The sequence below is a fragment of the Myxococcales bacterium genome (assembly GCA_022184915.1).
Taxonomy (GTDB): domain Bacteria; phylum Myxococcota_A; class Polyangia; order Fen-1088; family Fen-1088; genus JAGTJU01.
Window position 1 is genome coordinate 1 of sequence record JAGTJU010000003.1, and the last position, 26118, is coordinate 26118.

Annotated in this window: 18 protein-coding genes; 9 read left to right on the forward strand and 9 right to left on the reverse strand. The window is 64.5% G+C overall.

Annotated elements, in window-relative coordinates:
* The 6 genes from KA712_11550 to KA712_11575 form a co-directional block, all read left to right on the forward strand.
* Positions 1–365: DUF3450 domain-containing protein (locus KA712_11550; GenBank protein ID MCG5053586.1), on the forward strand; the 365-nt coding region annotated here is incomplete at its 5' end.
* Positions 362–1873, forward strand: a complete 1512-nt coding sequence (locus tag KA712_11555) for a MotA/TolQ/ExbB proton channel family protein (GenBank protein MCG5053587.1) — start codon at positions 362–364, stop codon at positions 1871–1873. The genes KA712_11550 and KA712_11555, both read left to right, overlap by 4 nt.
* The gene (locus KA712_11560; protein ID MCG5053588.1) at positions 1870–2514 is read left to right on the forward strand and encodes a MotA/TolQ/ExbB proton channel family protein; all 645 of its coding nucleotides are present in this window, start codon (positions 1870–1872) and stop codon (positions 2512–2514) included. The genes KA712_11555 and KA712_11560 overlap by 4 nt, the downstream gene beginning before the upstream one ends.
* A 23-nt stretch (positions 2515–2537) precedes the next feature.
* Positions 2538–2942 carry a biopolymer transporter ExbD gene (locus tag KA712_11565; protein ID MCG5053589.1) on the forward strand — a complete coding sequence of 135 codons (405 nt, stop codon included), beginning with the start codon at positions 2538–2540 and terminating at the stop codon, positions 2940–2942.
* A 31-nt stretch (positions 2943–2973) separates the two neighbouring features.
* Positions 2974–3609 carry a TonB family protein gene (locus KA712_11570; protein MCG5053590.1) on the forward strand — a complete coding sequence of 212 codons (636 nt, stop codon included), beginning with the start codon at positions 2974–2976 and terminating at the stop codon, positions 3607–3609.
* Positions 3610–3612: 3 nt separating this feature from the next.
* On the forward strand, positions 3613–4806 hold the full coding sequence (locus tag KA712_11575) for a hypothetical protein (GenBank protein ID MCG5053591.1): 1194 nt from the start codon (positions 3613–3615) through the stop codon (positions 4804–4806).
* Positions 4807–5471: 665 nt separating this feature from the next.
* On the opposite strand, the gene KA712_11580 is transcribed toward KA712_11575, so the two are convergent.
* The 8 genes from KA712_11580 to KA712_11615 all read right to left on the reverse strand — a co-directional run bounded on the left by KA712_11580 (position 5472) and on the right by KA712_11615 (position 21173).
* Positions 5472–6851 carry a hypothetical protein gene (locus KA712_11580; GenBank protein ID MCG5053592.1) on the reverse strand — a complete coding sequence of 460 codons (1380 nt, stop codon included), beginning with the start codon at positions 6849–6851 and terminating at the stop codon, positions 5472–5474.
* Positions 6852–7455: 604 nt separating this feature from the next.
* Positions 7456–10965, reverse strand: coding sequence for a TonB-dependent receptor (locus KA712_11585; protein ID MCG5053593.1), 3510 nt, complete (start codon positions 10963–10965; stop codon positions 7456–7458).
* A 252-nt stretch (positions 10966–11217) separates the two neighbouring features.
* Complete coding sequence (locus tag KA712_11590) at positions 11218–14979, reverse strand: hypothetical protein (GenBank protein MCG5053594.1); 3762 nt, start codon at positions 14977–14979, stop codon at positions 11218–11220.
* Complete coding sequence (locus KA712_11595) at positions 14976–15815, reverse strand: PEGA domain-containing protein (protein MCG5053595.1); 840 nt, start codon at positions 15813–15815, stop codon at positions 14976–14978. The genes KA712_11590 and KA712_11595 overlap by 4 nt, the downstream gene beginning before the upstream one ends.
* A gap of 157 nt (positions 15816–15972) precedes the next feature.
* Positions 15973–18375 carry a PQQ-dependent sugar dehydrogenase gene (locus KA712_11600; GenBank protein MCG5053596.1) on the reverse strand — a complete coding sequence of 801 codons (2403 nt, stop codon included), beginning with the start codon at positions 18373–18375 and terminating at the stop codon, positions 15973–15975.
* Between the two features lie 133 nt (positions 18376–18508).
* Positions 18509–19342 (reverse strand): response regulator transcription factor, encoded by an 834-nt coding sequence (locus KA712_11605; GenBank protein MCG5053597.1) that lies wholly within the window; start codon positions 19340–19342, stop codon positions 18509–18511.
* 184 nt (positions 19343–19526) lie between these two features.
* Positions 19527–20249 (reverse strand): tetratricopeptide repeat protein, encoded by a 723-nt coding sequence (locus tag KA712_11610; GenBank protein ID MCG5053598.1) that lies wholly within the window; start codon positions 20247–20249, stop codon positions 19527–19529.
* Between the two features lie 156 nt (positions 20250–20405).
* On the reverse strand, positions 20406–21173 hold the full coding sequence (locus tag KA712_11615; protein MCG5053599.1) for an OmpA family protein: 768 nt from the start codon (positions 21171–21173) through the stop codon (positions 20406–20408).
* A gap of 311 nt (positions 21174–21484) precedes the next feature.
* On the opposite strand from KA712_11615, the gene KA712_11620 reads away from it, so the two are divergent.
* Positions 21485–22174, forward strand: a complete 690-nt coding sequence (locus tag KA712_11620; GenBank protein MCG5053600.1) for a DedA family protein — start codon at positions 21485–21487, stop codon at positions 22172–22174.
* A 65-nt stretch (positions 22175–22239) separates the two neighbouring features.
* Here the strand turns inward: KA712_11620 and KA712_11625 are convergent, their stop codons facing one another.
* Positions 22240–22911, reverse strand: a complete 672-nt coding sequence (locus KA712_11625; protein ID MCG5053601.1) for a hypothetical protein — start codon at positions 22909–22911, stop codon at positions 22240–22242.
* Positions 22912–22997: 86 nt separating this feature from the next.
* On the opposite strand from KA712_11625, the gene KA712_11630 reads away from it, so the two are divergent.
* Together KA712_11630 and KA712_11635 are read left to right on the forward strand one after the other, a co-directional pair.
* Positions 22998–23810, forward strand: a complete 813-nt coding sequence (locus KA712_11630) for a DUF4159 domain-containing protein (protein MCG5053602.1) — start codon at positions 22998–23000, stop codon at positions 23808–23810.
* Positions 23811–26108, forward strand: coding sequence for a glutamine amidotransferase (locus KA712_11635; protein MCG5053603.1), 2298 nt, complete (start codon positions 23811–23813; stop codon positions 26106–26108). It begins immediately after the preceding gene.
* The last annotated feature ends 10 nt before the right edge of the window (positions 26109–26118 follow it).

Below are 26118 nucleotides of genomic sequence, written 5' to 3' on the forward strand. Positions count from 1 at the left end.
AGATCGACGAGCAGTACAAGGCCGGTTTGCTCACCCCCGACCGCGCGCTGGCGCGGCTGTGGGCCTTCATGGAAGACGAGTTCCGCCTGACGTCCGAGAGCGGCGTGTTCCGCCAGACGGTGAGCGTGGAAGGGCAGGAGCAGCTGGCCGACGTGGTGCGGCTGGGCATGGTGTCCATGTACTTCAAGACCGGTGACGGCACGTACGGCTACGTGACCCGCCAGGGCGATGACTGGAAGTACCAGCGTCTCGAGGGCGCCAAGGCCGCCGAACAGGTGGAGGGCCTCTTCGAAAGCTTCAAGAAACAGATTCGCGTGGGCTACTTCGAGGTGCCGCTCGCGCTTTCGCAAGGAGCCAAACAATGAATTTCCCCCGGCGTTTGTCCGTTTTGCTCGGCGTGTCGGCCTTCGCGTTCTCGATGAGCGCGGCGGCACAGCAAGCCCCCGCACCCCAAAAAGCTCCCGCCGCGCAAGCGGCGCCGGCGCCCGCCCCGGCTGCGAAGCCCAAGGCGAGCGGCTCGCTCGAGGAGGCCTACAAGCGCGAGTTCGCGTTTCTCGAAGCTGAAAAGACCAGCCTCCAGCAGCGGCTGGGTAAGCTCGAGCAAGATGCGGCCGCCAAGGTCCGCGCGGCCAAGCAGGAGATCGAGCGGCTGCAGAACCAGAGCCTGTCGCTCTCGGTCCAGGCCGACCAGCTCGGTCAGCGCCTCGCCGATGCCGAACGCAAGGTGGACGTGATCGACGAAGGTTCGAGCATCGTCGACGCCACGCTGAACCAGGCCTCGAGCCGCCTCGAGAAGGGCGGCATCAAGCTGCCCGAGGTGGAGGAGACCCAAGATAAAGCCAAAGCCGAAGCCGCACGCATCTCGCAGGTGGACTTCGCCTTCGCCAAGGCCACCGATCTCCTGGGCGAGCAGGCTGAGGTGCGCACCGTCAAGGGCGCCTTCTTCGGCCCCGATGGCACCAAGCTCGAAGGCGACGTGGTCATGCTGGGCCGCATCGCCAGCTACGGCGTGTCTGCGCAGGGCGCAGGTCCCCTGGCGCCCGCGGGCGAAGGACGCCTCAAGATCTGGTCCGTACCCAACGGGGCGGAAGCCGCCCGTGCCTTGCTGAGCGGCAGCCCGCCGAATCCCCTGCCTGTTTTCCTCTACGATTCGCTTGAAAACAGCGTGGAGCCGAAGAAGGGCAAAACGCTCCTCCAGACTGCGCAGGCCGGTGGCGTCATCGCCTGGGTGCTGCTGGGACTTGGCGTGGCGGTCATCCTGCTCGCAATCGTTCGCGCCATCATCCTGGCCCGCTCGGCTACCAACACCGAGCACCTCGTCGAACGCCTGGCGCCGCTCGTCGCGCAGGGTGAAATTCAAGAGTCGCTCGAGATCGCCCGCAAGGCCCGCAATGCCCCCGGACGGGTTCTCAAGGTCACGCTCGAGAACATCAAGCGCCCCCGTGAGCAGCTGGATGACGCGATTTCGGAAGCCGTCATTCGCGAAGAGGCCACGCTTGACCGCTTCGGCGCCATCATTCTCGTCTGTGCCGCCGTGGGCCCCCTGCTGGGTCTGCTCGGCACGGTGACCGGCATGATCGCGACCTTCGACATCATCACTGAGTTCGGCACGGGCAACCCGAAGCTGCTCTCGGGCGGCATCTCGGAGGCGCTCATCACCACCGAGTTTGGTCTCATCGTGGCCATTCCCGCCTTGGTGCTCGGCAATCTGCTCAACGGTTGGGCCGAGCGCATCAAGAACGACATGGAGAAGGGCGCTCTGCGGATCGGGAACGTGGCCAACGGCGTTCAGGTTCGCGACATCCGTCTGTCGGCCATCCGCCCCAAGGCCGGCCAACCCTCTGCCCGCCCTGAAGCGGCGCCCGTATCGTGAGCCCCAACGAGTACATCGAGCTTCTGCTCGACTACCTGGAACGGGGTGGCATCGAGGTCATGGGACCTCTTGCCGTGGCCACCCTCATGCTCTGGTACACGCTCGGCATGCGGGTCTACACGCTCCGGCGCGGCAGTCATCGTGACGCGCGCCAGCTCATCGATGCCTATCTGACCGATCGGCGAGGACCTCCGCGCGGAGTTGTCGATCGAGCCGCAGCGATCGGCGTGGCCATCGTGAGAAAGAGCCGAACCGACCTTCGACGCCTTCTCGACGACGGCTTCGCCGAACTCGAGCACGAGATGGATCAGGGACGCGTGCTCGTACGGTCCATCGTTGGGGCCGCCCCGCTCGCAGGGCTTCTGGGAACGGTCACGGGTATGATTGAAACCTTCAACTCACTCGGCGACATGAGCTTGTTCTCCCAATCGGGCGGTATCGCTGGCGGTATCGCGCAGGCCCTATTCACCACCCAGATGGGGCTCTCCGTGGCGGTCCCAGGGGTGATCGCAGGCAAGCTCCTCGAGCGCCGACAAGTGGCCCTGTCAGACGAGCTGGCGAAAATCAAAGACATCCTCTGTCATCGCTACGCTCCCGACCCGGACGCGACTCCCGACCCTAACGAAAAGCCCACCGCCTGAACCGAGACCCATAGGACTTCATCATGCGACGCCGTCACAAACCAAGCGCCTCCGCCGACATCGATTTAGCGCCTCTCATCGACATGGTGTTCATCCTCCTCATTTTCTTCATGGTCTCGACGACCTTCGTGAAGGACATGAAGATCGACATCCAACGTCCTGGCGCCGCGACAGCGACCACCGCTTCGACGAAGTCCCTTCGCGTGCAGATCGACAATCAAGGCGACGTGTTCATTGATGGCAGGCCGGTTCGGGTGTGGATGGTACAGAGCCGGGTGCGCGAGTTCATGGAAACGGGTGGGTCTCAGTCCGTGTTGGTCGTCGTGGATCGCCGCGTGCCCTCGGAGCGCTTGGTGGAAGTGGTGGATCAATGCCGTTTGGCAGGTGCCACGGACGTGGGTGTAGCCACTGAGAAAGAAGCAGGCTGACCGCAGCGGCCACGGCTAACGGAGAACGGACATGAGCATCAAGCGGCATCTTTTCGCGGGCGGCACGATGGTTGTCGGCAGCGGCCTGGTGTTCGGGGGCGTTCTAGCGATGAACCTGTACTCCGAGCCCCCCAAGCGGGATAGCTCCGAGCAGGTCACGGCCTTTTCGGTCGACAAGAAGCCGCCGCCTCCAAAGTCGCGGGAGCCCAAGCCTAGCCAACAAAGGCGCCAGGCTCGGTCGGCCTCCCACGCAGCGGCCCCGGTTCCGAACATCGGCACACAGATCGCCGGCGTCAGCTTTGGCTTGCCGACGTTCGAGGCCGACCTTTCCACGATCGCGAGCGAGTCGATGTTGGGAAGCGCCACCAAAGACATGGTGATGACCGAGGACTCGGTGGATTCTCCGGCACAGCCCGTGGCACGGGTACCTCCGGAGTATCCCTCGAAGGCTCGTCAGAAGGGCATCGAGGGCTACGTGACCTTGAACGTGCTGGTAAGCGCCGAGGGTTCGATCCAGCAGATGCGCATCCTGAACGCCGATCCCGCCGGGATCTTCGAGGATTCGGCCAAGGCGGCGCTGGCCCGCTGGGAGTTCCGTCCCGGGCAGTACCAGGCAAGCCCCGTTTCGATGTGGGTCAAGCAGACCATTCGCTACAAGTTGCAATAAGCCATGAAGATTCGTCGCCTCGTTCATCTGTTGCTCCTGGGCTCGACGGTTGCCGGGGGCACGTTCATGGTGGGCTCTGCCGACCTGGCCTTCGCCAAGAAAAAGAAGAAGGCCACGGAAGAAGAACAGGTCGACCACATCGCGCTGGCAGCGCGCATGCTCAAGGACGATCACTACGATCGGGCCGAGGCTTTGCTAAAGCAGGTGGACCTGAAGCAGGAAGGCGTGGATCTGCCGCGCTTTCACTTGCTCATGGGTCTCGTGAAGCTGAAGCAGGACGATCTGGCGGCCGCGCGGGATTCGTTCCTGAGCTCCGTGAAGGCGGGGCAGACGGAGAAGGTGGTTCACCTCTTCCTGGCGCAGGCCTATTTCGGCCTCAAGGACTACAAGAACGCGCTGTCTTCGCTCGACAAGGCAGGCACGGAGCTCACGAACAAGCCCGAGGTGTTTGCCATGCGGGCGAACGCCCACTGGCAGCTGCAAGAGCCTGCCAAGACGCTGGCAGCCCTGGACAAGGGGCTGGGGGTGTTCCCCAATGAGGAGAAGCTGTCTCGGATGAAGGTGTTCTACCTCATCGAGATGGGTCTCTTTCAGATGGCGGTGGACGAGGGGCTGGCGTACCTGGCGCGCCCTGGCGCGGGGGCAGATGACTTCGTGGCGGTGGGCGAGGCTCTCAAGCGGGGGCGGGAGTACGAAAAGGCCCGGTTGATCCTGGAACAGGCCCGGCTGCGTTTCCCGGAAGAGGCTTTGCTGACGGCTCAGCTGGCCCACGCGTACATGGAAGCCGAGCGCCCCGTGAGCGCGGCGATCCTGTTCGAGCAGGCGTCTCGCCTGGATGAGAAGTACCGGGCGGATGCCGCCGAGATGTACCGCAAGGCGGGCCGGCTCGAGTTGGCAGCGTGGCTCAACGGCGGTGTGGCCGACCAAGAGGTCAAGATCAAGCAGCGTCTGGGCATCCTGCTGAACCAGGAAGATTTCGACGCGATCACGGCCATGGAGCCGCGTCTTTCGCGCCTGGGCCTGCTGCAAGACGAGAACGTTCGCTACGCCCTGGCCTACGCCTACTATAGCTCGGGCGATTTCCCGAACGCCGAGCGCCAGCTCAAGCTGCTCCGCGACCCTCAGCTCTTCGAGAAGGCGACGCAGCTTCGCAAGGCGATGGCGTCCTGCAACGAAGCCGGCTGGGAGTGTTTCTGAGCAGGAGACGCTGGCGTCGTCTGACTGCGGGCACGCACCCGCGCTCGCCCCGGTAGAGAGTATCAGCGGCCGGGGAAGCTTGTGGCCCGGGTCCTTCGATCGCCTGCGGGCGGCCTGCATGTTCCGAGCGCGCTTGCCAACGCGTTCTATCAGGTCGCTCGCCCCTTGGCGTTCGCTTTCGTTCGGCACCGGGAGCGATTCCTTGATGCCGGGGTCTCTCGGCGCTTCAGCAGCTCGCTTCCGAGACTCATCGGCCCTTCGCCACGTCCCCATGGTTACTACGGGCCTTTGCCGACTTTTCGCTCTCGCATTCGCCCTCGGTCTTCGAGGTATGACGCGAGATCTCTCCAAGAAAGAACGCTGTCCTTCACCGCGCGACCGCCGGATTTACGCCACCTGAGCCTTGGTCATCGAAGCTTCGCGGTCATCGGCCCGCTCGCCCCGCTCGGCGTCGCCTGCCATCCGGTTCTTGTGCATCGGCCCGCGGTTTCGCTCCCCGCTTCCTTCCCACGGTCGGTCGCCCTTCCGCAGTTGCGGTTCGCTTCGATCGGGATGACCTCCTTTCGGTCGGACTTTCACCAACAAGACAGCGCCCATGCTGGGCGCACCAAAAAAAAGGCCGCCCGCTGTGAAGCGGACGGCCCAGGTTACGTTCGCACTGTCGACTACTCGATTGCGAAGGCTTTGGCCATGGCGCAGTCGAGGATCGTGTTCCGCATCACCAGGTTCGCGCCAGGATTGGTCCCTGGAGCCGGAACGTGGTTGTAGGTGTCAGACTTCCCGTCGTCGTCGATGTTCACGCAGTGAGTCGATGCTCCCTGCACGAGCGTGTTCCAGACCTGGACCTTCGTTCCCCGTCGGAAGAGGAAACCGCCACCGCGCTTCTCGCTCTCCGAAACGAACGCTGGATCCGTCGGACCGATAGCGGTGAAGTTGGCAAGGAGTGGAAAGGAGACGGGCACCTCGGCGGGCGAGGAGTTGTCGTTATCGGCCTCGATGGCGCGGTCAGCGGCGTCGTTCGCAGAGCGAATGAAGACGAACTGCGCGGCGCCGCGGAAGCCGTGGCCCCAGTCGAAAGCATCGTCAGCGTTGTCTGTAACGGCGACGTGAGCGACAGAGACCGTGGAGCCAAAGAACTCGATTCCGTCGTCGGAATTCAGGTGCGTCTGCACGTAGTTCACACGGGTACCCGAGCCCACGGCGTAGAGCGTAATTCCATTGATCTCCTTATCAAGCTCGACCGCTGAACCGCCGTTACGAGAAACCACGTACTGAATCACCCCGCTGTCGTCGGCGTCGTTATCTCCGCCGCCGAACACGTTCGGAAGGCCTTCGAGCGGTGCGTTGCAGGCAACGAAGTTCCCACGGCAACGGTTGTCGCGGGCCTTACCGATAACGACGAGACCACCCCAACGCTGGCGGATGCCCATCGGGTCAGTTGCCGGGTTACCATCGAACCGAGCTGTTAGCTGGGCGTCTGAGGTCATGACGATGGGGTTCTCTTTGGTCCCGTTCGCCATGATCTTCGAGCCACGGGTGATGACCAAAGATGTATTTGGCTCGCCATAGATAAGGGTTCCAGGCTCGATGACAAGCGTAACGGCCACATCGTTCGCGGCGTTAACATCGTCGCCGGTTCCCACCAAGACGGGCGACCCAGAGGGCAGCTTGTAGACGTTGTCGTTCGTCAGAGTTACGGTCCCCGCCGTTCCGAACTGCCCAGGAAGAACGCAGATATCATAGTCGCCAGCGGCGGCAGCGCCCGCGAACAATCCCGCTTCGTCAGCACTCAACGCGCCGAACTCCGCCGAGAACTTGCTTGCTGCGGGGTCGTTGGCCACGAGCAGGAATGTGCCAGGCGGACACGTGCCATTCGCAACCGGTGCCGTCGCGGCAGCGAGAGTGCCCTGGCCAGCCGGAAAGTCCCAAACGGCCTTGTTGCCATTGATGCCAACGGTCCATCCGTCGGTCCAGCGGCTTGCCACATTGGACGGGTCAAACGCACCCACGTAGTTGGTGGGAACGATGTAGTTCGGGAGAGGCACGTTCGTATCCCAGAGTGCCGGTGGTGTGAACTGGAAATGAGCTACGGGCCCGAGGTAGGGGGTTGTCGCGGAACATACGCCGTTCGTCGACGTAAGCCCCAAGGGGCGCAGCTGGTTATTCAGGGCAGGCATTGCCGCAGCGCCCGCAAACCAGTCTGCGGTGGACCAGGGGGCCACCGTCTTGGCCGGAAAACCAGCTACGTTCGGAACGGCAGGCGCCGCCTCGGCAGCCGCTGGGCAAGCCATTGCCACGGGGCCGGTATCGCCCCCGCCGGCATCGACAGCGCTTCCGTCCGGTCCACCGTCGACGATGCCGCCGTCGGAACCACCCGCGGAACCGTCCATCATGACGGAGCCGTCGGCAGGGTTCGGCGTGGTGGTGTCGTCGTCGTCACAGCCCGCGGTCAACATAACGCCGCAAGTCAATCCAGTGGCCAGTAGCCTTCCGATACTTCGATTTAAGCTCATAAAGCTTGCTCCTCATCCATTCGAGTTGTTCGTTCAGACCGGTTGTTTTAACCGGGTCCCTTCATAACGAGACCTCATTTCATCGAGGTGTCATGACTGCGACAGGTCGGTGACATCCAGGGGAGTCAACATGCACTCAAAACTCATAGGAAAGAGATACCGCCACGCTTCGGCCTCGACGGTAGGCCCGCTGTGAAAGTCCCGCTTGCTCGACCTGAAAAAGTGGGTCCATTAAGTTCCGCCCCTTTATTTTTAGACGGAGGCGTTCCGTGAACGCGTAAGAAGCCGTGAAATCTACGAGCGGAACCGGCTGTTCGTACGCATCCGGTATGCCGGACTGCCCCACTTCCACGATGCGTTCACCGAGCATGTTGAACGCGACCAAAAACTCAAAGCGGCCCTCTTCCGGGTCCGAATAGCCCAGCTGGAGATTCGCGATCCAAGGGCTCTGTCCCTGCATGGGCCGACGCAGATTCGTAGAACCCGCCTTGTCTGCCTCAGGTATTTCGACCTCGGACCTGATCAGCGTCAGGTTGCCAGCAAGAAAGTAGCCCTCGAGTGCATCAACGTTCCGATCGAGCTCATAGCGAAAATCCATCTCAGCACCGTAGTTGCGTGCAGAAGGAATGTTGGTGAAGCGACGGAGGTTGTTGTCTCCTGGCTCGCCCGATGGAAGGATTGTTATCTCTATCGGATTGGTGAAATCTTTGCGGAACAGCGCGAAGGAGATCATCTCTGTGGCGCTGGCGTACCACTCGAATCGTGCGTCATAGTTGGTCACATCGGCCTGTCTCAGGTTCTCATTGCCGATGTAAGGAATGCGAGTCTCTGGATCGATGAACTTCGCCGGGGAGAGCTCTCGCAGCTGCGGCCTATTGACCGTTTGACTAACCGCAATGCGCAACTGGGAGTGCTCCGTCGTGTTCAGCGTGAGAGTACCGGCTGGGAGTATGTTGGTTTGTTCAATCGCCCCTGTGACCTCAGGAACTTGCATGGGGTTGACGATCACGAAAGGGCGCGTCGTGGCACTCACCAGCGCGCTCTCGACACGAACGCCACCCTGAAAGCGAAGCCACTTCTCGCGAATGAACTCGCCCATCAGGTATCCTGCGCTTGTGCGGGTCTTTGCCGTGTAGGCGTCTGTTGGAAGGAATTCGTCTTGGATATCGAGACGTCCGCTTGCGACTCTTTCCGGGGAGAAAATCTGATCGAGTGGCAGGGCTCGTTCTTCATCTGAGAGTCCGTCAGCGACGAACCGGTATCGGAGTACGCGCGCATCCCGATCCACTCGAGAAAAAAGGCCCCCACTGGACAGGAGAAGCTCGCTTTTGGCACCAAGTGAGACTGGAAGCTTCAGGTCAAATCCGTAGACGAGCGACTCGTCCATGAGAGTTTCGTAGTTTCTCCGCAATGGACCGGAGGCTACCAGGTAGCGAAACGTTGGATTCGGAACCTCAGCCGTCGGGGTATCGCGCACGTATGAATATTCTCTGGTGTCGGGCTCGTCACGTGACGCTGTGGAATAGTTCGCCATCCACGACAGTTTGAGACGGGCGAGTCGCTCAAACTCGTGTTCACCTCGAAGTTGCTGGGCGAACAGCTGTTGTTCGTTCCAACTCAGCGTCGTCTTTTCGCGCTCACCAGAGTCGTTCGTGATACTGCGGTCAAGTGAGGAATTCTTGGCCGTCTTGCGCGTCAGGAGAGTGGTGGATTCGAGCCGGTGGTTTTTGCCAAACTCAGCGCTCACGGAGCCGACCGAGGCCATGCTCACGTCCTGCGTTGTTTGGCGAATAGCAGTTGGAAAGTCCCGTCGAAATCCGCCCGTGACCGTGTCGATGGTGATCTGCCCTCGATCTTCGCCGCGGAACATCCACCCATTGTCGTACTGGCCGGCCAGCTGTATCCCCACCTTGGCTCCATTGGAGAACGTCAAACGGTCTCCGATCTCAGCGTTGACTCCGAGATCGAGCGGCATCGTAACTTGCTGGGCGGAGTAGTTGTGCTCGAAGAGCCCAACCTTGTCTTGGGCTGAGGGCCGGGCTGAGCGTGGCGTGATGTGGCTCAGGGAGGCTGTCTTCGTGCCCCCCTCGGTGAGCCTGAGCCATTCGCCGGGCACCGATCGAGTTCCATCGTCGTAGCCAAGCCAATCTCTCCCGCCGCCACGGTGCGTATTCCCGCTCTGAAAGGTGGTCACGCTGTTGGCGCCGGTGCTCAGGCCCAGAGAAAAGTGAAACTTCTCGGGAACGCCCCGTGTCCGCAACTGAACCACACCGCCCGAGAAGTCACCCGGCATGTCAGGGGAGTACGTCTTCTGGACCACCACGCTGCCTAGAACGCTAGTGGGAAAGAGATCGAGGGGAATCACTTTGCGGCTCGGATCCGGGCTGGGCAGGTCTGCACCATTGAGCAAAGTACTTGAGTACCTCTCCCCTAGACCACGAATGTAAATGTATTTTCCTCCTACCAGAGTGACGCCCGTGACGCGTGTCAGAGCGGAAGCGGCGCTGCTGTCGCCCGCTGCGCTCATCTGCTCGGCTCCAAGGACGTCGGCGACATTCGACGTATCCCGCCGCTCGTCCATGACCGAGGCCACAGTGCCCTCGACGTGGGGGGCAGTAACCACGAACTCGTCAAGCTCGACTGAAGATGGCGAAAGCTCGATCGGAACCTCGACCTTGCCCTTCGCTGGCACGACGATGCCATCTACAGTTTGGGTCGAGTATTGCGTGTGAATGATGGACAGCGCGTACTCGCCTGCGGGCAACTCGATCCGGAAGCGACCCTGGGCATCGCTCTCAGCCTCCACAGGGGCACCTCGCACGAACACGCGCGCGCGCGCTACAGGCTTCTTTGTATCGAGTGACAACAAGAGCCCTTCCAGAAGTCCAGCCGGATTCGTAGCTTTGCGCTTCTCGAACGAGTCCTCCTCGTCCTGGCTGGTTTGCGACTTCTTGGCCACTTCGAGAAGCTGGTTGGTCACGGCTCCCGACTCGCTGAGCGTTACGATGAGTTCGGTGGTCTCGAAGGGAACCACCGGCACCTCGGAGATCTTCACCTCGACAGCTGGGCTCGAACCAGGCGCTCCAGGAACCAGTCCTCTCGGCACGAGCAAGTAGAGATTGTGAATTCCGCCTGGACCAGAAAACCCAGCCGCGCCGTCTTCGTTCGTTACAGCACGTGTCTCGCCAATGCGAGCCATGACGCCCAGAGCCGGGGTGCTCCTCCGCCCGATGAACACCACGACGTGAAGGGTCCCCCAATCCTTGGGGGCCTGCTGAGGAAGCTGGAGCAAGCCGGCCGAGGGGCCCGCTTTTGGTTGAGTATCACCCGAACCCGTCGTGGTGGGAGGCTGAGCGGCCCCTGCCTCGACCGGAGCGGCTTCGGGTGTCGGCGCTGGCGCAGCGCTTTCCTCGGGCACGCTGGACGCTTCAGGCTCAGCCGTGGGTTCCTGAGCCAACGCGGGCAGGGCAACCATGAGTAGCGCAACTGGCACAACGCTCATGAACCTGCGCGGGTTCAGCGCAAGGCCCGTCCGCGACCGCGTTAAAGGGGATGGATCCGTGGCTTGGGTCGGGAGCTTGGCTTCTTGATCATCGGTAGGCTGGCCACGAAGCGGGTTGGCACGGCTCTTGTTTTGGGGCGGCATGGGCGTTCGGGTGTAGTTGGTATGGGACGAGGTCCGAGCCCCCGGGGGAGGTTGGCCGGCAGGGTAGTGGCCGAGTTCCCCCGTTTGGAGACAGAAAAGCAACAGTTCTGCAACAGAACGACGAGCTCTATGTGCACCGTTCCCTACACCCGCAAGCAGCCTTCAGTTACCCCCGAACGTGGGCCCAAAAAGCGCCAATCGAAACCACGCGCTCCACAAGAGCGCACGCCAGCGGTACCGCGGTGGCCAGACTCAGTCCACCCAGACGACCCGAGCGTTGAAGTCGAAGTCCGGTACCGTGCCCGAACACTCTAGGTGGTAGTCGGGCGCCAACTGGCAGGCGTGGGTTGCAACACTGGGTGTCGTCGTATGTTGCCCGATGTCATCGAGCGACCTCACCGCCCCCGTTGTAGGCCACGGCGTCACGAAACTGCCGCCGCAAGGGCTGTTTCCGTTACTACAGCAAATGGAATACGAGCTCCCTATGTTGCAAGCGATGCTGCACGACTTGTACTGGGGGTGTCCCATGTTCCCCTCCACGAGGCATGCGTTGCCGTTCCCGATGCAGGTCAGCTTGCAACGGGACTGGTCAATCACGCGTCCGGTTACACGGAGTTCCACTGTGCGCGTCGCTTCGTAACACTCACAGCCGTCAGAGGTAAGGCCGTTGCAGTCTTTGCGCCCGGAAGCGCAAACGCAGCTGCCACTTGAGCATACCCTTTGGAACTCGGTACAACCCTGGCCCTGTGCTCCACTGACGTTACTGCAGGTTCCCGTTGAGCAGATCTGGCAAGCACCCGAGCAAGTCGAATTACAGCAAATGCCGGCGGCGCAGTTTCCGGTTTGGCATTCCCCCACCCGGCCGCAGCTCGCACCCTGCGCCTTCTTGGCCCTGCATACCCCCCCGCTGTCACAGTACGCCCCGGAAGCGCAGCCGTTGTCTGCACTGCAGGCGTTCGAGCAGGCTGAGCCTTTGCACGTACCGGGTGTGCAGGGGGTGGCCATCGGGGTCACGCATTGGCCATTCGAGCACGTGGGCGCGGCCGTCTGGCTCGCGCCGTCCTTGCAGGTTGCTGACCCACAAGACGTCCCGTTCGCCACCGATTGGCATACCCCGGACACACATTGGCCGGTGAAACCGCAGGCTGAGGGCGCACATTCGCTGGGGAATGACCCACTCAAAGGCTCGCACGTCCCTGTTCCGCAGGCCTGGCAGGCCCCCGTACACGCATTGTTGCAACACACCCCGTCCGGCGCGCAGAAACCAGACCCACACTCGCCCGCGGCCGCGCAAGCAACGCCCAGCTTCTTCTTGCACTGGGTACCCACGCACGTTTTGTTGGCGTCGAGGCAGTCCGCATCCTTGGTGCACGTTTCAAGGCATGTGCCGTTGTTGCAGGTGAACTCACCGCACGGTTTGACCGTCGGTGTCGTGCACTTGCGGGCCCCGTCGCACGTGGACGCGGGCGTGGCTGTTTTTTTGTCGGCGCTACAGGACGCCCCCGGGCAGGCCGCGTCGCTGGCGCCGCTCGGCAGGGCCGTGCACACGCCGTTCGTGCCGCCGCTGTCCTTGGCAGCACACGACTCGCAGGCCCCGCTGCAGTCCGCGTTGCAGCAGTACCCATCGACGCACTTGTCCGAGCCACAGGCGGCGTTGTTGGCACATCCACTGCCGTTCGCAAGCGCACATTGCTTCGTCCGTGCGTTGCACTTCTTCCCGTTGCGGCAGTCTGCATCCTCCGCACAGCTGGCCTTGCATGATGAGCCACCACAAACCAAGTCGTTTGCGCACGTGTTTCCGGCCGGCGTCGCGCACTTGCCCGCGCCGTCACACGTTGAAGCGCCGATCTCTTTGGACTTATCGCCCGAGCACGTGGCCCCCGCGCAGATCACCCCGCTATCGTAAACGGCACACTTGCCGGCTCCGTCACAGACGCCCGTGGTGCCGCAGGTCGAGCTCGTTTTGGCCTCGCACTGGTTGAGAGGATCCTGACCACTCGGCACATCCGAGCACGTGCCCTCCTTGCCTGCCACCTTGCAAGACTTACAGGTGCCGGAGCACGCCGTCGTGCAGCACACGCCCTCGCCCGTGCAGATTCCAGACGCACACTGATCGTTGTTGCTGCACAGCTGGCCCGGCTTGCGCTTGCCGCATAGAGAGCTGACGCACGAATTGGGTGCCACGCACTGATCGTCTCGCGAACAGGAATCGGCGCACGCGTTGCCGCTGCAGGTATGAGGTGCACAGGACGTGTCTTCCTTGACCTTCTTGCAGGTTCCCAAACCATCACACTGACGCGCGTAAACCAGCATGTTCGAGGTCGAGTTGCAGCTTTGTTCGGAACACGGCGTGGCCTCGGCAAAAAGCTGGCACGCCCCGTTGCCGTTGCATCGACCGTTTTCCTTGCAGGTATTGGGGTCCTTTGCCTTGCACACGTCCCTTGGATCGTCGCTGCCGGCAGGCACCTCCGTGCACTTGCCGCGGCTCGTGGGAAACGCGCAGTACTGGCACGTCCCGGTACAGGCGCTTTCGCAACAGACCTCGTCCACACACTGCCCCGAAGCGCACTCACCCCCGTTTTTGCAGGTACCGCCCAGGGGCTTGAGACCACAACTGTTGTTCGTGCAGACGGCGCCGCCCGTGCAGTCGGCGTCGGTCGTGCACTTGTCCAGGCACGCATTACCCCGACAGACGTTGGGCGCGCAGGCAACCGGCTTACCGGGTACGCACGACCCGTTTCCATCGCACTCGCTCGCCGGAATGCCGTCGTTGCCCGCACACGTCGCGCCCGCACACACCGTGCCCTTCGCAAACTTGGCGCAGACACCCTTGCCGTCGCACTTCCCCGTTTCTCCGCACATCCCCGCAGCCGTGGCCTTGCAGATGTTTCTCGTGTCGTCCGCACCCGCGGGAACAGGCAAGCACTCGCCCACCTTGTTGAGTTGGTTGCAGCTGAGGCAGGCGCCCTTGCAATCCTGGTTGCAACAGACCTCGTCCGCGCAGAATCCCGTTTCGCACTCGCCGCCCACCTTACAGGCCGCGCCGATGAGCTTTTTGCCGCAGCTTTTCCTGTTTGTCTCGGGATCGAGCTTGCAGGCCTTGCCCGTATCGCACTGTGCGTCTGTCTCGCATTCGTCAAAGCAGGCAACTTTGGCGGGATCGCAGAGGAAGCTTCCGCAAACCAGGTTCTTCTCGGCGCTGCAGCTGCCGGCCGAACAGACCTTGCGGTCGCGTGAGCCGGTGCGATCGCAAGTGCCCTCGGCACACAGGGTGCCGTCGGGATGTTTGCGGCAAGCCCCTGCCCCATCGCAGGTGCCATCGAAGCCGCAGGACGAGGCGGGATCCACTTGGCAGGACTTCATTTCCCCCGGCGCTTGGCCCGCGGGCGTGGGCAGGCAGCTGCCCATGCTTCCCTGAAGGTTGCAGGCTTGGCACGCGCCCGTGCACGCCGACTCACAACAGACGCCATCGGCGCAGAACCCGCTTTGGCATTCGCTGGCCGCACCGCAGGCGGCGCCTTTGTCCTTGTCGCCCCGCTCCGTCGAAGCGTCGAGCCTCTCTTCGACAGCCCCTGCATCCATGGGGGTCTCGCTCACCATCGCGTCGATCTCGGGCATGACGACGCCTCCCGCCATGCGAAGCGGGAACACCACGCGCGTGCATCCGCTTTCCAGGGCGACACCCGCAAGTTGGTTTGCCTCACCCACGGGCGCCGCATCGGCCAAGGGCGTGGCGCTCACGGCGAAGGTCTGCCCCGCCGCATAGTCGGGAATCTTCACCTCGAAGCGTCTTTGTCCCGGGCACGCCAGCGGGGTCTCGAAATCGACGCCGGCTTCATCCGCCCGTGCCAGCCGGAACGCCAACTTGTTCGCGGCTGCCAGGTCCTGGCCACACTGGAACTCCACCAGCAGGGTGTTGGCGTTGCACGCGCGCGGCTCGGCGTCTTTCGCGCAACCGATGAGGCCTACCGCGGCGGCAAGCAAGAAGGTCTGGATGAGACCGAAGGTCTTCATGGCTGTGCTCCCGGATTGTACGTGCCCGTGTCGTCAACCTCGGGCCCCGGAGTCGTGCCGCCACCGCCGCTCAAGGCCACCGCCACGACGGAAGCCGCCACCACGGCGCCCACGACGCCCCAAAACCAGGCCTTCTTGTACACAGGTGACCCCGCAGGCTCCGCGTCGTTGAGCTGCGTCTCCTGGGCCGACACGGACTCGAATCCATCGCTGGGCGTCGTCGGCAGCGGGTTCGCCGCCGCGGAGGCAACGGGCGCGCTTGGCGCCAGGGACTCCTCGAGACGGATCAGTACCCGCTGGTACTGCCCGCCGCTCAAGCTCAAGCTGCGGTAGCCGCGCGCAAAGCCCGCCTTGGTCACCTCGATGTCAACCGCGCCGGCGTTCACGACCACGGCGTCCTGCAAGGGCATGGTGCCCGCCTCGCGACCGTTGATGGTCACGAGCGCGCCGTCCGGGCCGCCGTTGACCTCCACGCGGGCCACGTTGGCCTTCACGGCTTCCAGCGAATCGCGAAGCACCTCGCGGTTTTTCTGAACCCACCTGTCGCCCCGCGCTTTCAGCGCCTCGGAGAGCCTCGCCTCCGCCTCGCTCCAGCGCCCCAGCGCCTGAAGGCACAGGCCCCACTGGGCGGCCGCGCGCGGCGTGGAGGACTGCGTGTAGGCTTTCTCGAACTTGGACAGCGCCTCGGCGTCCTGGCCCAGGCGCCGGAGCTCGACACCCTCGGCGATCAACGACTCTGCCGTGTCACCAGCCCAGGCGGGCCCCCCACTGAGGATGACGAGGCCCAAGAAAAACGCGCGCAGCCAGCGCCTCGCCGTTGCCGATGGATCGATCATGTCACCTCGATGAGCTCTCAAGACCTGTACCCGCGCCAAAGCGCGACGCACAAATGCCAGCGCCTCAACTGAGCGGCGCCAGTCTGCCGCTCAGAACGCAGATCCAGGTGACAGTTCTGTGACATCGGCGCAGGCGTTGCGCCGCACAGAGGCCCGTCTACGGGCAGCTCGACAAACCGGCAATCCAGGCGTCGACCACCTGGGTGCCCTTGTCGTCCACGATGACCGAGCCGATGGCGGGCATGCGGGCGTTGCCCAGGGTGTGCATACGCAGGGACAGGACCGAGCTTTGCGCGGCCCCGGGAACGACGAGCCGCGCGCCCGCCACGTCCAGATCGCCAAACTCGGGCGCCTTGCAGACGTTCATCTCGGCGAGCGGAACGGAGAACCGCAGATCCAGGTTGCCGCGGCCCGTGCCTCCGGGGCGGTGACAGTTGGCGCAGTTGCTGTGAAGGTACGCCCGGGCCCGATCGGGAACGGACGCGCCCGCCTCCTCCACCGAGGGATAGCGCGGCCGTGAATCGGGAAGCCCCGTGAGCACACCGATCCGCGCGAGCGTCTCGAGTTGGTTCGCCACTTGCGACGAGCCGCCGCTGCCGTAGGTGAAGTCGTGGTTCAGCTGCCCCACTTCCAGGCCCAGCGCGCGCCCTGCCGCAGCCGTGTGGCAGACCATGCAATCGTCCCGGCTGGGGATGTTCCAGGTGCGGGCGTTCACCACCACGCTGCCCGCGCTCGGCAGCAGGAGAGCATCCGTTTGTTCATCGTTCCAGCGGTACGTGTAGCCGCCCCACGTGCCATCCGCGTGTTTCATGAAGAAGCGGGTCTCGAGCAAGCGGCCATCGCGGCGAAACTGCTTGATGAGCATGCTGCGGTTCGGGAACTCGAAGTCGCCATCGGGCTGCACCGTCATCGATGTGCCATCGGGAATCGCAAGCCAGCGCTCCTTGGCGGCCCCGTCCGACCACAGCGCGGCCGAAGGCTCGTAGGGAATCAGCCCGGGCCCGGGCTTCGATGGGTCTGTGCTGTTCATGCAGCCGGTTTGGCTGAGCCGCGCCGGGAAGTTGCCCTGCGGGCTCTCGGAGGTGTTGCTGAGCTTGTAAAGCGCGCCGTCCATGTCCACCGCGTAGATCTCGCCCGCGTTGTCTTCGCCGAAGGCGGCGAGACGGGACAGCGGCGTCGTGGCCACCAGCACCTCCTTTTGCCACCCCTTCGCCCGGCGCAGCACACGGATCTGACGGCTGTAGTGATCGCCAAACAGGTAGTCGCCCTTGAGTGAGGGCAGCGCGCTGCCGCGGTACACGTACCCTCCGATCACGCTGCGCCCGTCTTGTTGGGGATAATCGTGGAGGGGGTCGGTGTAGCCCCCGTTGCAGCCGGGGGCGGTGGTGCGGTTGTCGCGAAAGCCTTCCTTGCACGGCCAGCCGTGGTTTTCTCCCTTGCGCACCAGGGCCACCTCTTCGCGCGCGCCCTGCCCCACATCCCCCACGAAGAGCTCGCCAGTGCCGCGATCGAAGCTGGCCCGCCAGGGGTTGCGGAAGCCCCAGGCAAAGATCTCGTCGCGCCCCGCTTTGCCCACGAAGGGATTGTCGGGCGGGTTCGCGTAGGTGGCCACACCATCCACGTCGATGCGCAATACGCTTCCCAGGAGGTCTTCGATGTCCTGGGCGTTGTCCTCACCGTCGTTCTGAACGCCGCCGTCTCCCAGGGTGCCGTAAAGAAATCCGTCGCGCCCGAACCCTATCCAGCCGCCGTTGTGGTTGTTGCGCGGCTGAGGCCACTCGAGCACCCGTTTGCGGTTGTCGATATCAATCAAAGTGCCATTCCACTGCGCGCGGGCGATCTCGCTGAAGAGGCCACCACGCGAAATCGTGTAGCTCAGGAACAGCTCTCCCGTGGCGAGGAAGTCGGGGTGGAACGCGAGCCCCAACAGGCCCCCCTCGCCGCCGGCAGCGACCGGCACGGTGCCCACCACCTTCGCATCGCTGCCGTTGCCGTTGGCGCTGAAGCGAAGGATGCGGCCGCCCTTTTCGATCACCCACAGATGGCCCGCATCTGCCGGCGCTTGAAACAGACCCACCGGCATCGACGTCGTCAGCTGCGCGTACACACGCACGAGATCAATTTGGGTGTCGTTGCCCGGCGGCGCGGGGGCCAAGCAGCTTTCGTTCTTGGGCCGCGTGGCGAGTCCCGAGAGGGGCGGTGCGCCTCCCATGCCCGTGCCCGGCATGCCAGCGGTGCCCGGCATTCCGGCCATCCCCGGTGTGCCAGCGGTGCCGGGCGTCCCTGCCGTGCCCGGTGTGCCGGCCGTACCGGGTGCCCCTGCCGTGCCCGGTGCCCCTCCCGTACCGGGTGCCCCTGCCGTGCCCGGCGTGCCGGCCATGCCCCCCGAGGAGGCGGGGGCCCCCGAAGCGCCCCCGCGGTCAGGCCCGCTGCCGGCGCTGCCGCCGCCCGCCCCGTCGGTCGTGCTCGGGCCGTCATTGGCCCCTCCGCCCCCACAGCTTTGCGATAAACACGTCATCACGACGCTGAAAACCGCAATCTTCCGGTTGTCTCGCACCATCGGTACTTCCTCCTGGGCTCGCGCGCGCGGGCGCGCGGGCAGCACCTCCACCCCGCAAACCATGCGGGGGGGGCGCGCCCGAGGCCTTAGAGTTTACGCTCAGGCGGGCGGCAGGGCCACAGCCCCGTGGGCCCTACATGGTTTCGGTGCGGGGCACTTCGGCGAACCGATACCCCATGCCGCGCACGGTCTCGATCAGTTTGCCGGCGCTTGCGAGCTTGTCGCGCAGCCGCTTGACGTGGGTGTCTACGGTGCGTGTAGACACACCGGGCTTGTAGCCCCAGACATCGGAAAGCAGCTCTTCTCGCGAGCGCACGCGGCCGCGTGACTCCATCAGATAAATCAAAAGCCGCATCTCGAGGATGCTCACGTGAATCTCCACACCCTCGACGAAGGCGTGGTGTCCATCGACGTCCACCTCCAGCGTGCCCACCACCAGCTTGCGCCGCACGCGGCCCTCTTCGTTCCCTTGCCCCTGACCCAGGACCGGAGCCGGAAGGCTGCCGTCGACGGAAGGGTGCGAGCCTGTGGGCAAACGTGCGCCCCGGAACATCGCGTTGACGCGCAAAAGCAGCTCGCGCATCGAGAAGGGTTTGACCACGTAGTCGTCCGCCCCGACCTCGAAGCCCACCACACGGTCGATCTCGTCGCCCTTGGCGGTGAGCATGATGATGGCGGGTTGCACCTCGCGCTTTTGCGCGCGAATGCGACGACACACCTCCGTGCCCTGAAGGTCGGTGAGCATGAGGTCAAGCAGGATCACGTGCGGCTCGAAGCTCTCGTAGAGTTCCAGGCCTAGCTCACCGCTTTCGGCCGCCCGCACCTCGTAGCCTGCGGTCTGCAGGTTGTAGGTCAGAAGCTCGCGCAGGTCGGGTTCGTCCTCGACCACGAGCACGCGGCGCCCCGTGAGGCGAGACGAGGGCTTCAGAGAGGAAGAAGCCGCGGAGGTAATGGCCGAAAAGTCCATGTTGGGGGAGAAACGCGGAGGCTCGAGTGCGCGCCGGGGAACGCCCCCAACGGCGTCGGCAAAGTTAGGCGCGGTCCGTAGCGTTCCCGCGATCAGCTGGCAACAGTTCTGTGACGGAACGGTGACCGTTGCTCGACGCGGCCCCAGCGCTGCGCCCCCGGGCGCCCGGCGCTCCCTCTCGGGGTCAGCTCGTGCAGCGCGACTTGTCTTTTTCGAGGCTCTTCAAGGACTTGGCTTGCTCGCGGGCGTCTTGTGCCCGCGGCGAGCGCCGGTAGCGCTTGGCCAAATCGAGGAAAATGGCTTCCGCGTCGCCACAGAACTTCAGCTCGACGAAGGCCAAGCCCAGTTGGAACATCGCCTCGGGAATCTCGGAGGACTTCGGGTAGGCCTCCAACACCTTTTGGAACTCGGCGGCAGCCTGGGTGTGTTTGCCCTCTTCCGCGAAGCTCTTGCCCACCAAGATGTAGGCCGCGGCTCCCCGCGGGTCCTGGGGGAATCGCTTGACGAACTCGCGCAGGTAGCGGCGGGCCTCGGCCCGGTCAGCCGCCTTCAGCTTCTCCTGGGCCCCTGCCCACAGGGCGTCCTTGTCGTCGGGCATCGCGGGAGCCACCTTGTCGACGATCTTCTGCTGGTTCTGCTCCAGCAGCGAAAGCCGCTCGTCCACGCGCCCCCCCGCGGTCTGAAGCTGTTCGAGCAAGTACCGGAGCTCTTCGAGCTTGCCGTGCAGTTGGTTGAGCTCCTGCCCCTGGCGCTCGACCTGCGTGCCCAGGTCCGCCGAGTTGCGCGAAAGCAGGGCCGTGGCCTCGTCGAGGACTTGACGCATGCGATCCATGGCCATGTTGGCTTCGGCGTAGCGCTTGTCCATGACGTCGATGCGCTCCTTGAGCCGCGCCGTCGCGGAGCGCATCGCGGCCCCCTCGCTGGAGGTCACGCATCCCGAAACGAACAAAAGGGCGCAGCCAGCCACCCAAAGGGAGGTCCAGCGGCGCCCGTGCGGGAGGCTCGGCCGTGGAAGACGGCACGAGCCCATGCGTGAGTTCACGTTGCCCACGCGCCCCTCAGCTCACTGCCATTCGAGGTCGACGCGGCGGTCGCGCGACCAACCTGCTTCATTGCTCCCGGTGGCGTCGAGCGAGCCACGTGGCAGGGGCCGGAGCCGGCCACCGGCGATGCCGAGACGCTCGAGGTAGTCCTTCACGGAGCGCGCGCGGCGGTCGGACAGAGCCAAGTTGTACTCGTCCGTGCCGCGAGGATCGGCATGGCCGACGAGGCTCACGGGGCGGTCCGCCTTCTTCAGGCACTGGGCGTTTTGAGCCAGAGCGTTGCTGGCCTCGTTGGAAAGGCCGGCGTCGTCGAATGCGAAGTAAACAGGGCTGAGCGGACAAGGCGGACCCGCGTTGGCGCCGGTCGACATGGCCACACAGCGACCTTTCACGCAGTCCTTGTCCTGGGGGCAATCGTCGTCGGAGGCGCATTGCGGTTGCCCACACTGCCCTTCGAGGCAGATGAGGCCCGACGGACACTCGCCATCGTCGGCGCAGGCGCGGCAGCGGTTCGCGATGCACTCTTGACCCGTGGGGCACTGCGCCTTGTCGGTGCAGTAACCCTCGATGGCATCGCACTTGCCTTCGTTACACTCGAAACCTGGCTGGCAGTCGTTGGCGCTGCGGCACTGCTGGCATTTGCGCTCGATGCAGAACTCGCTTTCTTTGCAGTCCTTATCGGTGTCGCAGTTCGGGTAGTCGGGTTTACAACCGGTCATGGTCGAGACGGTCAAGACCACGGCGGTCACGAGAAGGCCGAGCGTCAGCTGTGCAGAAGAGTTTCGCATGTTTCCCACCTCAGTCAGGGAGCGCCGCAACCCTAGGGGAGGTGAACGCGTGTGTCAATACGCCGACATCGCGGCGTGGCCTGGCTTCCGAAAGCACGACATCGGGTCATCTGCGGGCGCGTGGATGCCGTCCAAAGGGGCGCTGTGTCACGCCTCCAGCGGGGGCGGGGTCAGCCGATGACGAATCCGAAAGGCGGCAGGGTCGCGCGACCTCCGGTCGTATTCTTCACGGGGCACGCCGGGTTTCGATGCCAGGCGGCTCGAGATCGTGCTATGCCGTGTGAGGTTCACCACCTACGCCCGAACGTCTGATGGATTGGTTTCTGGCCCACCTGACTTCGCTGTCCTCCGGTTCGGTTTACCTCACGTTGGGCGGAATCCTTCTGCTCTGCGGCCTGGGGCTTCCGATCCCGGAGGACATCTCGCTCATCTCCGCTGGCTACCTCGCCCACCTGGGCCTGGTGGACGTGCATCGTGTGTTCCTGCTGTGTTTCGCGGCGGTGCTTCTTGGCGACCTGCTCGCCTTCAGCATGGGCCGCTGGTTCGGTCAGGCGGTGCTGCGCTGGAAGCGGACCCAGAAACACTTCAGCCCCCGCAAGCAGCGCCGCGTGAGGGCCTACTTCCGCAAGTTCGGGAGCAAGGTGATCTTCATCGCGCGGTTTTTGCCAGGGCTACGTTTTTCGATCTTCTTTTCGGCCGGGTGTTTGCGCGTCCGGCCCTCGACCTTTCTCATCTACGACGGACTCGCGGCCCTGGTGTCGGTGCCCGTGCTGGTGTACCTCGCCTACGCCTTCGGTGACCACATCGACCACGTCATCGCGTGGTCCCGTCGTTCGGAGTACGGCATCCTGGCGGTCTTTCTGGTGGTGACGGTGGTGGTCCTGGTCAAGATTGCGAAGCAACGGCGCGCCGAACGACGCGGCTGTGCGGCGCTCGAGAAGGCCGCCAGCTTGGCATCGCCCCCCCACGCACCGAAGCGCTCGGCCAACGAGCAAGCGTAAGAGAGACCAAGTGGCCGGCGGGGCCCCCGACCGCGCCGCCTCATCTGCCGGCGCGCCCGCGACCGTCAGGGAAAGCGCACCTGTACACCCGCTCCCAGGTCGGCTTCGATGCGAAACCAACGCTTGAAGCCAAACGTGGCCCCCACCTGAGCGAAAAAGCCGATGTTGCGGATGGGGTCGTACATGAAGCCCAGGCCCACGCGGGCGCCGACGTCCGTGCGGGAGACCGTGCCTCGCTGGTCGGTGCTGTCGTAAACACCTTGAACGAGTGTGTAGAACTTCAGGGCTTCGTCTTGGTCGAGCCAGATGCGAAGTCCCGGCATCAGGGCGAACTGCCGGGTGCTCGTGAAGTCCTTTTCGATGCCCAGGCGGGTGGCCACCACGAGGTCGAGCCGGGTGCTGAGTCCGTAAGACGCCTCGAGGTCGACGAAGGTGGGGCTGCGCGCCGTGCACACGCGCTTGTCGGCGTTTTCCTCGTCGCCGCAGTCGATGTTTTCTTCGTAGGGCACGACCATCCGGTAGCCCGAACCCACGAGCAGCGACAAGCCCAGCTGGCCCTTGTGATGGTAGGTGGGCCCCCAGGTGGGCGAAGGGGACGAGGAAAGCGGCGTCAGGCTGCTTTCGGAGGCGGCGGGCGGCGGCACCCCCTCCTGCGGCGCGGGGCTGCCGTCCTGCGCCCACGCGGACACCGGCGCCAGGAAACACGCGACGAAGCCCGCCGCGAGGGCCATACTCACCGCGCACACCAATCGAAAGCCAGCACAGGACGTAGAACGGACCATGTCAGCGGCGAGTATCGACCGGGCCGGGGAGATTTTCCACTGTGAGTGACGCGCCCTCGCCTGCCCACCCCATGACGGGCGCGTCCCTGCCGCGCCGGCGTTTCCTCGGGGGGGTCTCGGGGCTGGCGGCCGGGGCCGGCATGGGCCTTGTCTCACAACGCGCCCGGGGGGCGGGACGGCAGGCGCGCTTTCGCTTGGTGCGGCTGCAGCTGCCGGGGCTTCCCGATCCGCGACCCACGGCGCTCAAACGCTGGTCCTGGGAGCTCGAGGCCCGTACCAGCTTGGAGCCCGCGAGCGAGCCCGCGGCGCTGCGCCCCCTGGATCCCGAGCTCTTCCACGCCCCGCTCTTGGTCTTGAGTGGCGACCAAGCGTTCACGCCGCCGTCCGACGCGGAGGTGACCCGGCTTCGCAGGTTCCTCACCTTCGGCGGGTTTCTCTTCGTGGATTCGGCCGAGGGGCGCGCCGGGGGCGGCTTCGACGGGTCCGTTCGCAAGCTGCTCGCGCGGCTCTTGCCCACCGACTTACCGGAGCGCGTGCCCGAAGACCACGTCCTGTGGCGCACGTTCTACAACTTGCACGCGCCCGCCGGCCGCATCATGGCGGCGCCCTATGTGGAAGCCGTCACCCGCGACAAGCGGATCGTGGTGCTCTACAGCCAAAACGATCTGTGTGGTGCGCTCGCGCGGGACGGCTTCGGGCGCTACGAACACGAGGTGATCCCGGGAGGGGAAACGCAAAGAGAGCATGCCCTGCGTTTTGCAGTCAACCTCACCATGTACGCCCTGTGCCTCGACTACAAGGAAGAGCAGGCTCACATCGAGTTCATCCTGCGCACCCGAAGGTCCCGTTTCTAGATGAGAGTGCCCACGTTCGAGGACTGGCGCGTGGCGCTGGGCGGGCATCTCAGCCTTTCGCTCGTATGGGTTCTGTGTGCGGTGGCACTGTTGGCGTTCGTGGTGTCGGCGCTGTCTTTGTGGCGGGGCCCTCGCAAAGACAAGCGCTGGTGGCTGCTGGGGCTGCGGGGGGCCGCGATTTTGGCTTGTCTCATCGTGGCCCTCGAGCCCACGCTCGAGCTACGCAAGATCACCCGTGTGCCCAACCACGTCGTGCTGCTCGCAGACGTGTCACGATCGATGACGGTGAGCCCTCCGAAAGGGGGGGGCAGTCGACATGACCGAATGGTGAAGGCCTTTGCCGAGGCCGAGGGCCTCTTCGACACCTGGCGGGCAAACGGGCACCGCATCGATCTCTATGCGTTCGGTGAGACCCTTGCGCCGGCCACCCTGGACAGCCTGGCCCGCCCCCCCACGGCAGACGCCACGCGGCTCGGTGAAGCGCTCACGGAGCTGCAGGGGCGCTATGCGGGGCGGGATCTGGGCGGCCTCATCGTGGTGTCGGACGGGGTCGACACGGGACGGCTCGGCAAGGGCCCGCTCGATGCGGACACCGCCGCCGCGATCCAGGCCCTGGGCGTTCCGGTGCACACCGTGTGGATGGGTGAAAATTCCATCAAGGACCTCTCGATCGCCACGGTGCTCGCCGACGACTTTGCGTTCGTGCGCACCCCCATCAAGCTCGAGGCCATCGTCCGGCACGCCGGGTTGGGCGGCCGCAAGGTCGAGGTGACCCTCACGCGGGATGGCCGGCTCTTGGACGCGCGCACGGTGGAGCTGACGGCCGATCACGCCGAGACGCGCGTGAGCTTTCCCTTCACACCCCAGCAGCCCGGCAACTTCGTCTTCGAGATCGCCACGCCGGTTCTGCAGGGCGAAGCCCTGGCCGAAAACAACCACCAGGTGTTCACGCTGAAGGTGATCCGAGACCGCATCCGCGTTTTGCACGTGGCCGGGCGCCCCTCGTGGGATCAGCGCTTCGTACGATCTTTGCTTCGCCTCAACCCCAACGTGGATCTGGTCTCGTTCTTCATCTTGCGAACGGATCGCGACGAGCGCCCCTTCGACGAGCGGCGGGAGATGTCGCTCATTCCCTTCCCTCACCGCGAGGTGTTCTTCGAACAGCTCGATTCCTTCGATCTGCTCATTTTCCAGAACTTCAACTATGGTCCCTACAAGGTCGGGCCCTTTTTGCCAGGCGTGCGGGACTACGTCTCGAATGGCGGGGCGCTGGCGATGATCGGGGGCGATCTCTCCTTCGCCAGCGGCCAGTACGCCCGCAGCGCATTGGCCGACGTGCTGCCGGTGGAGCTCGAAGGGGTGCCGCTCAGCGGAGACGCTGCGTTCGACCCGGAGCCCTTCAAGCCGAAGGTGACCAATGAAGGACAAAGCCACCCGGTGACATCGCTCAGCCTGGATCCACGGGGCAACGAAAAACGCTGGGCAAGCTTGCCGGCGCTCGAGGGCACGAACCGCGTGACCCGGGTGCGCCCCGGGGCCAGCGTGCTCATGGAGCATCCACGCCTCAAGACGCTCGAAGGGGGCGCGGCGCCGGTGTTGGCGGTGACGGACGCGGGCAAGGGGCGCACGCTTGCGCTGCTCACCGATTCGGCATGGAGGTGGGGGTTCGTCGATGCCGGCAACAAGGGCGATGGGCGGGCGTTCCAGACCTTCTGGGAGAACGCCATCCGCTGGTTGGTGCGGGATCCCGCGCTCACGCTGCTGCGGCTCGAGCTTGACAAGGCCGAGTACCGCAAGGGCCAGCCGATCGCCGCCCGTGTGCGCACGTTGCATGCCGACTACACACGGGCCGGAGGCATCAAGGTCAGCGTGCAGCTCCGCCCCGCCAATCAACCTCCCGACGAGGCCCCCCTCGCCGGCTTCGAGGTCACCACGAACGGAGACGGTGAGGCGAACCTCGACTTCGACGCGCTCGAGTCCGGTGCGTACCGTTTGCGCGCGGAGGCCACGCTCGACGGAAGGGCCCTCGCAGAGGAAAAGACGCTGCTGGTGCGGCCCGAGGGCCGCGAGCTCGAAGACGTGCTGGCCCGCAAGACCGTGCTGCAGGAGCTCTCGCAACGAACGGGTGGGCAGTTCGTGGAAGGCCGCGTGGCCCCCTTTGCGCTCAAGCCTCTGCGGGAGGAGCGGCTGGGCCGACAAAGGGCGATCGAGCTGTGGGCCAACCCCGCGCTCTTGGCCCTGGCCGTGGGTCTTTTGTCCCTCGAGTGGGCCTTGCGGCGGCGGCTCGGCCACCGGTGAGCCTCCGGGG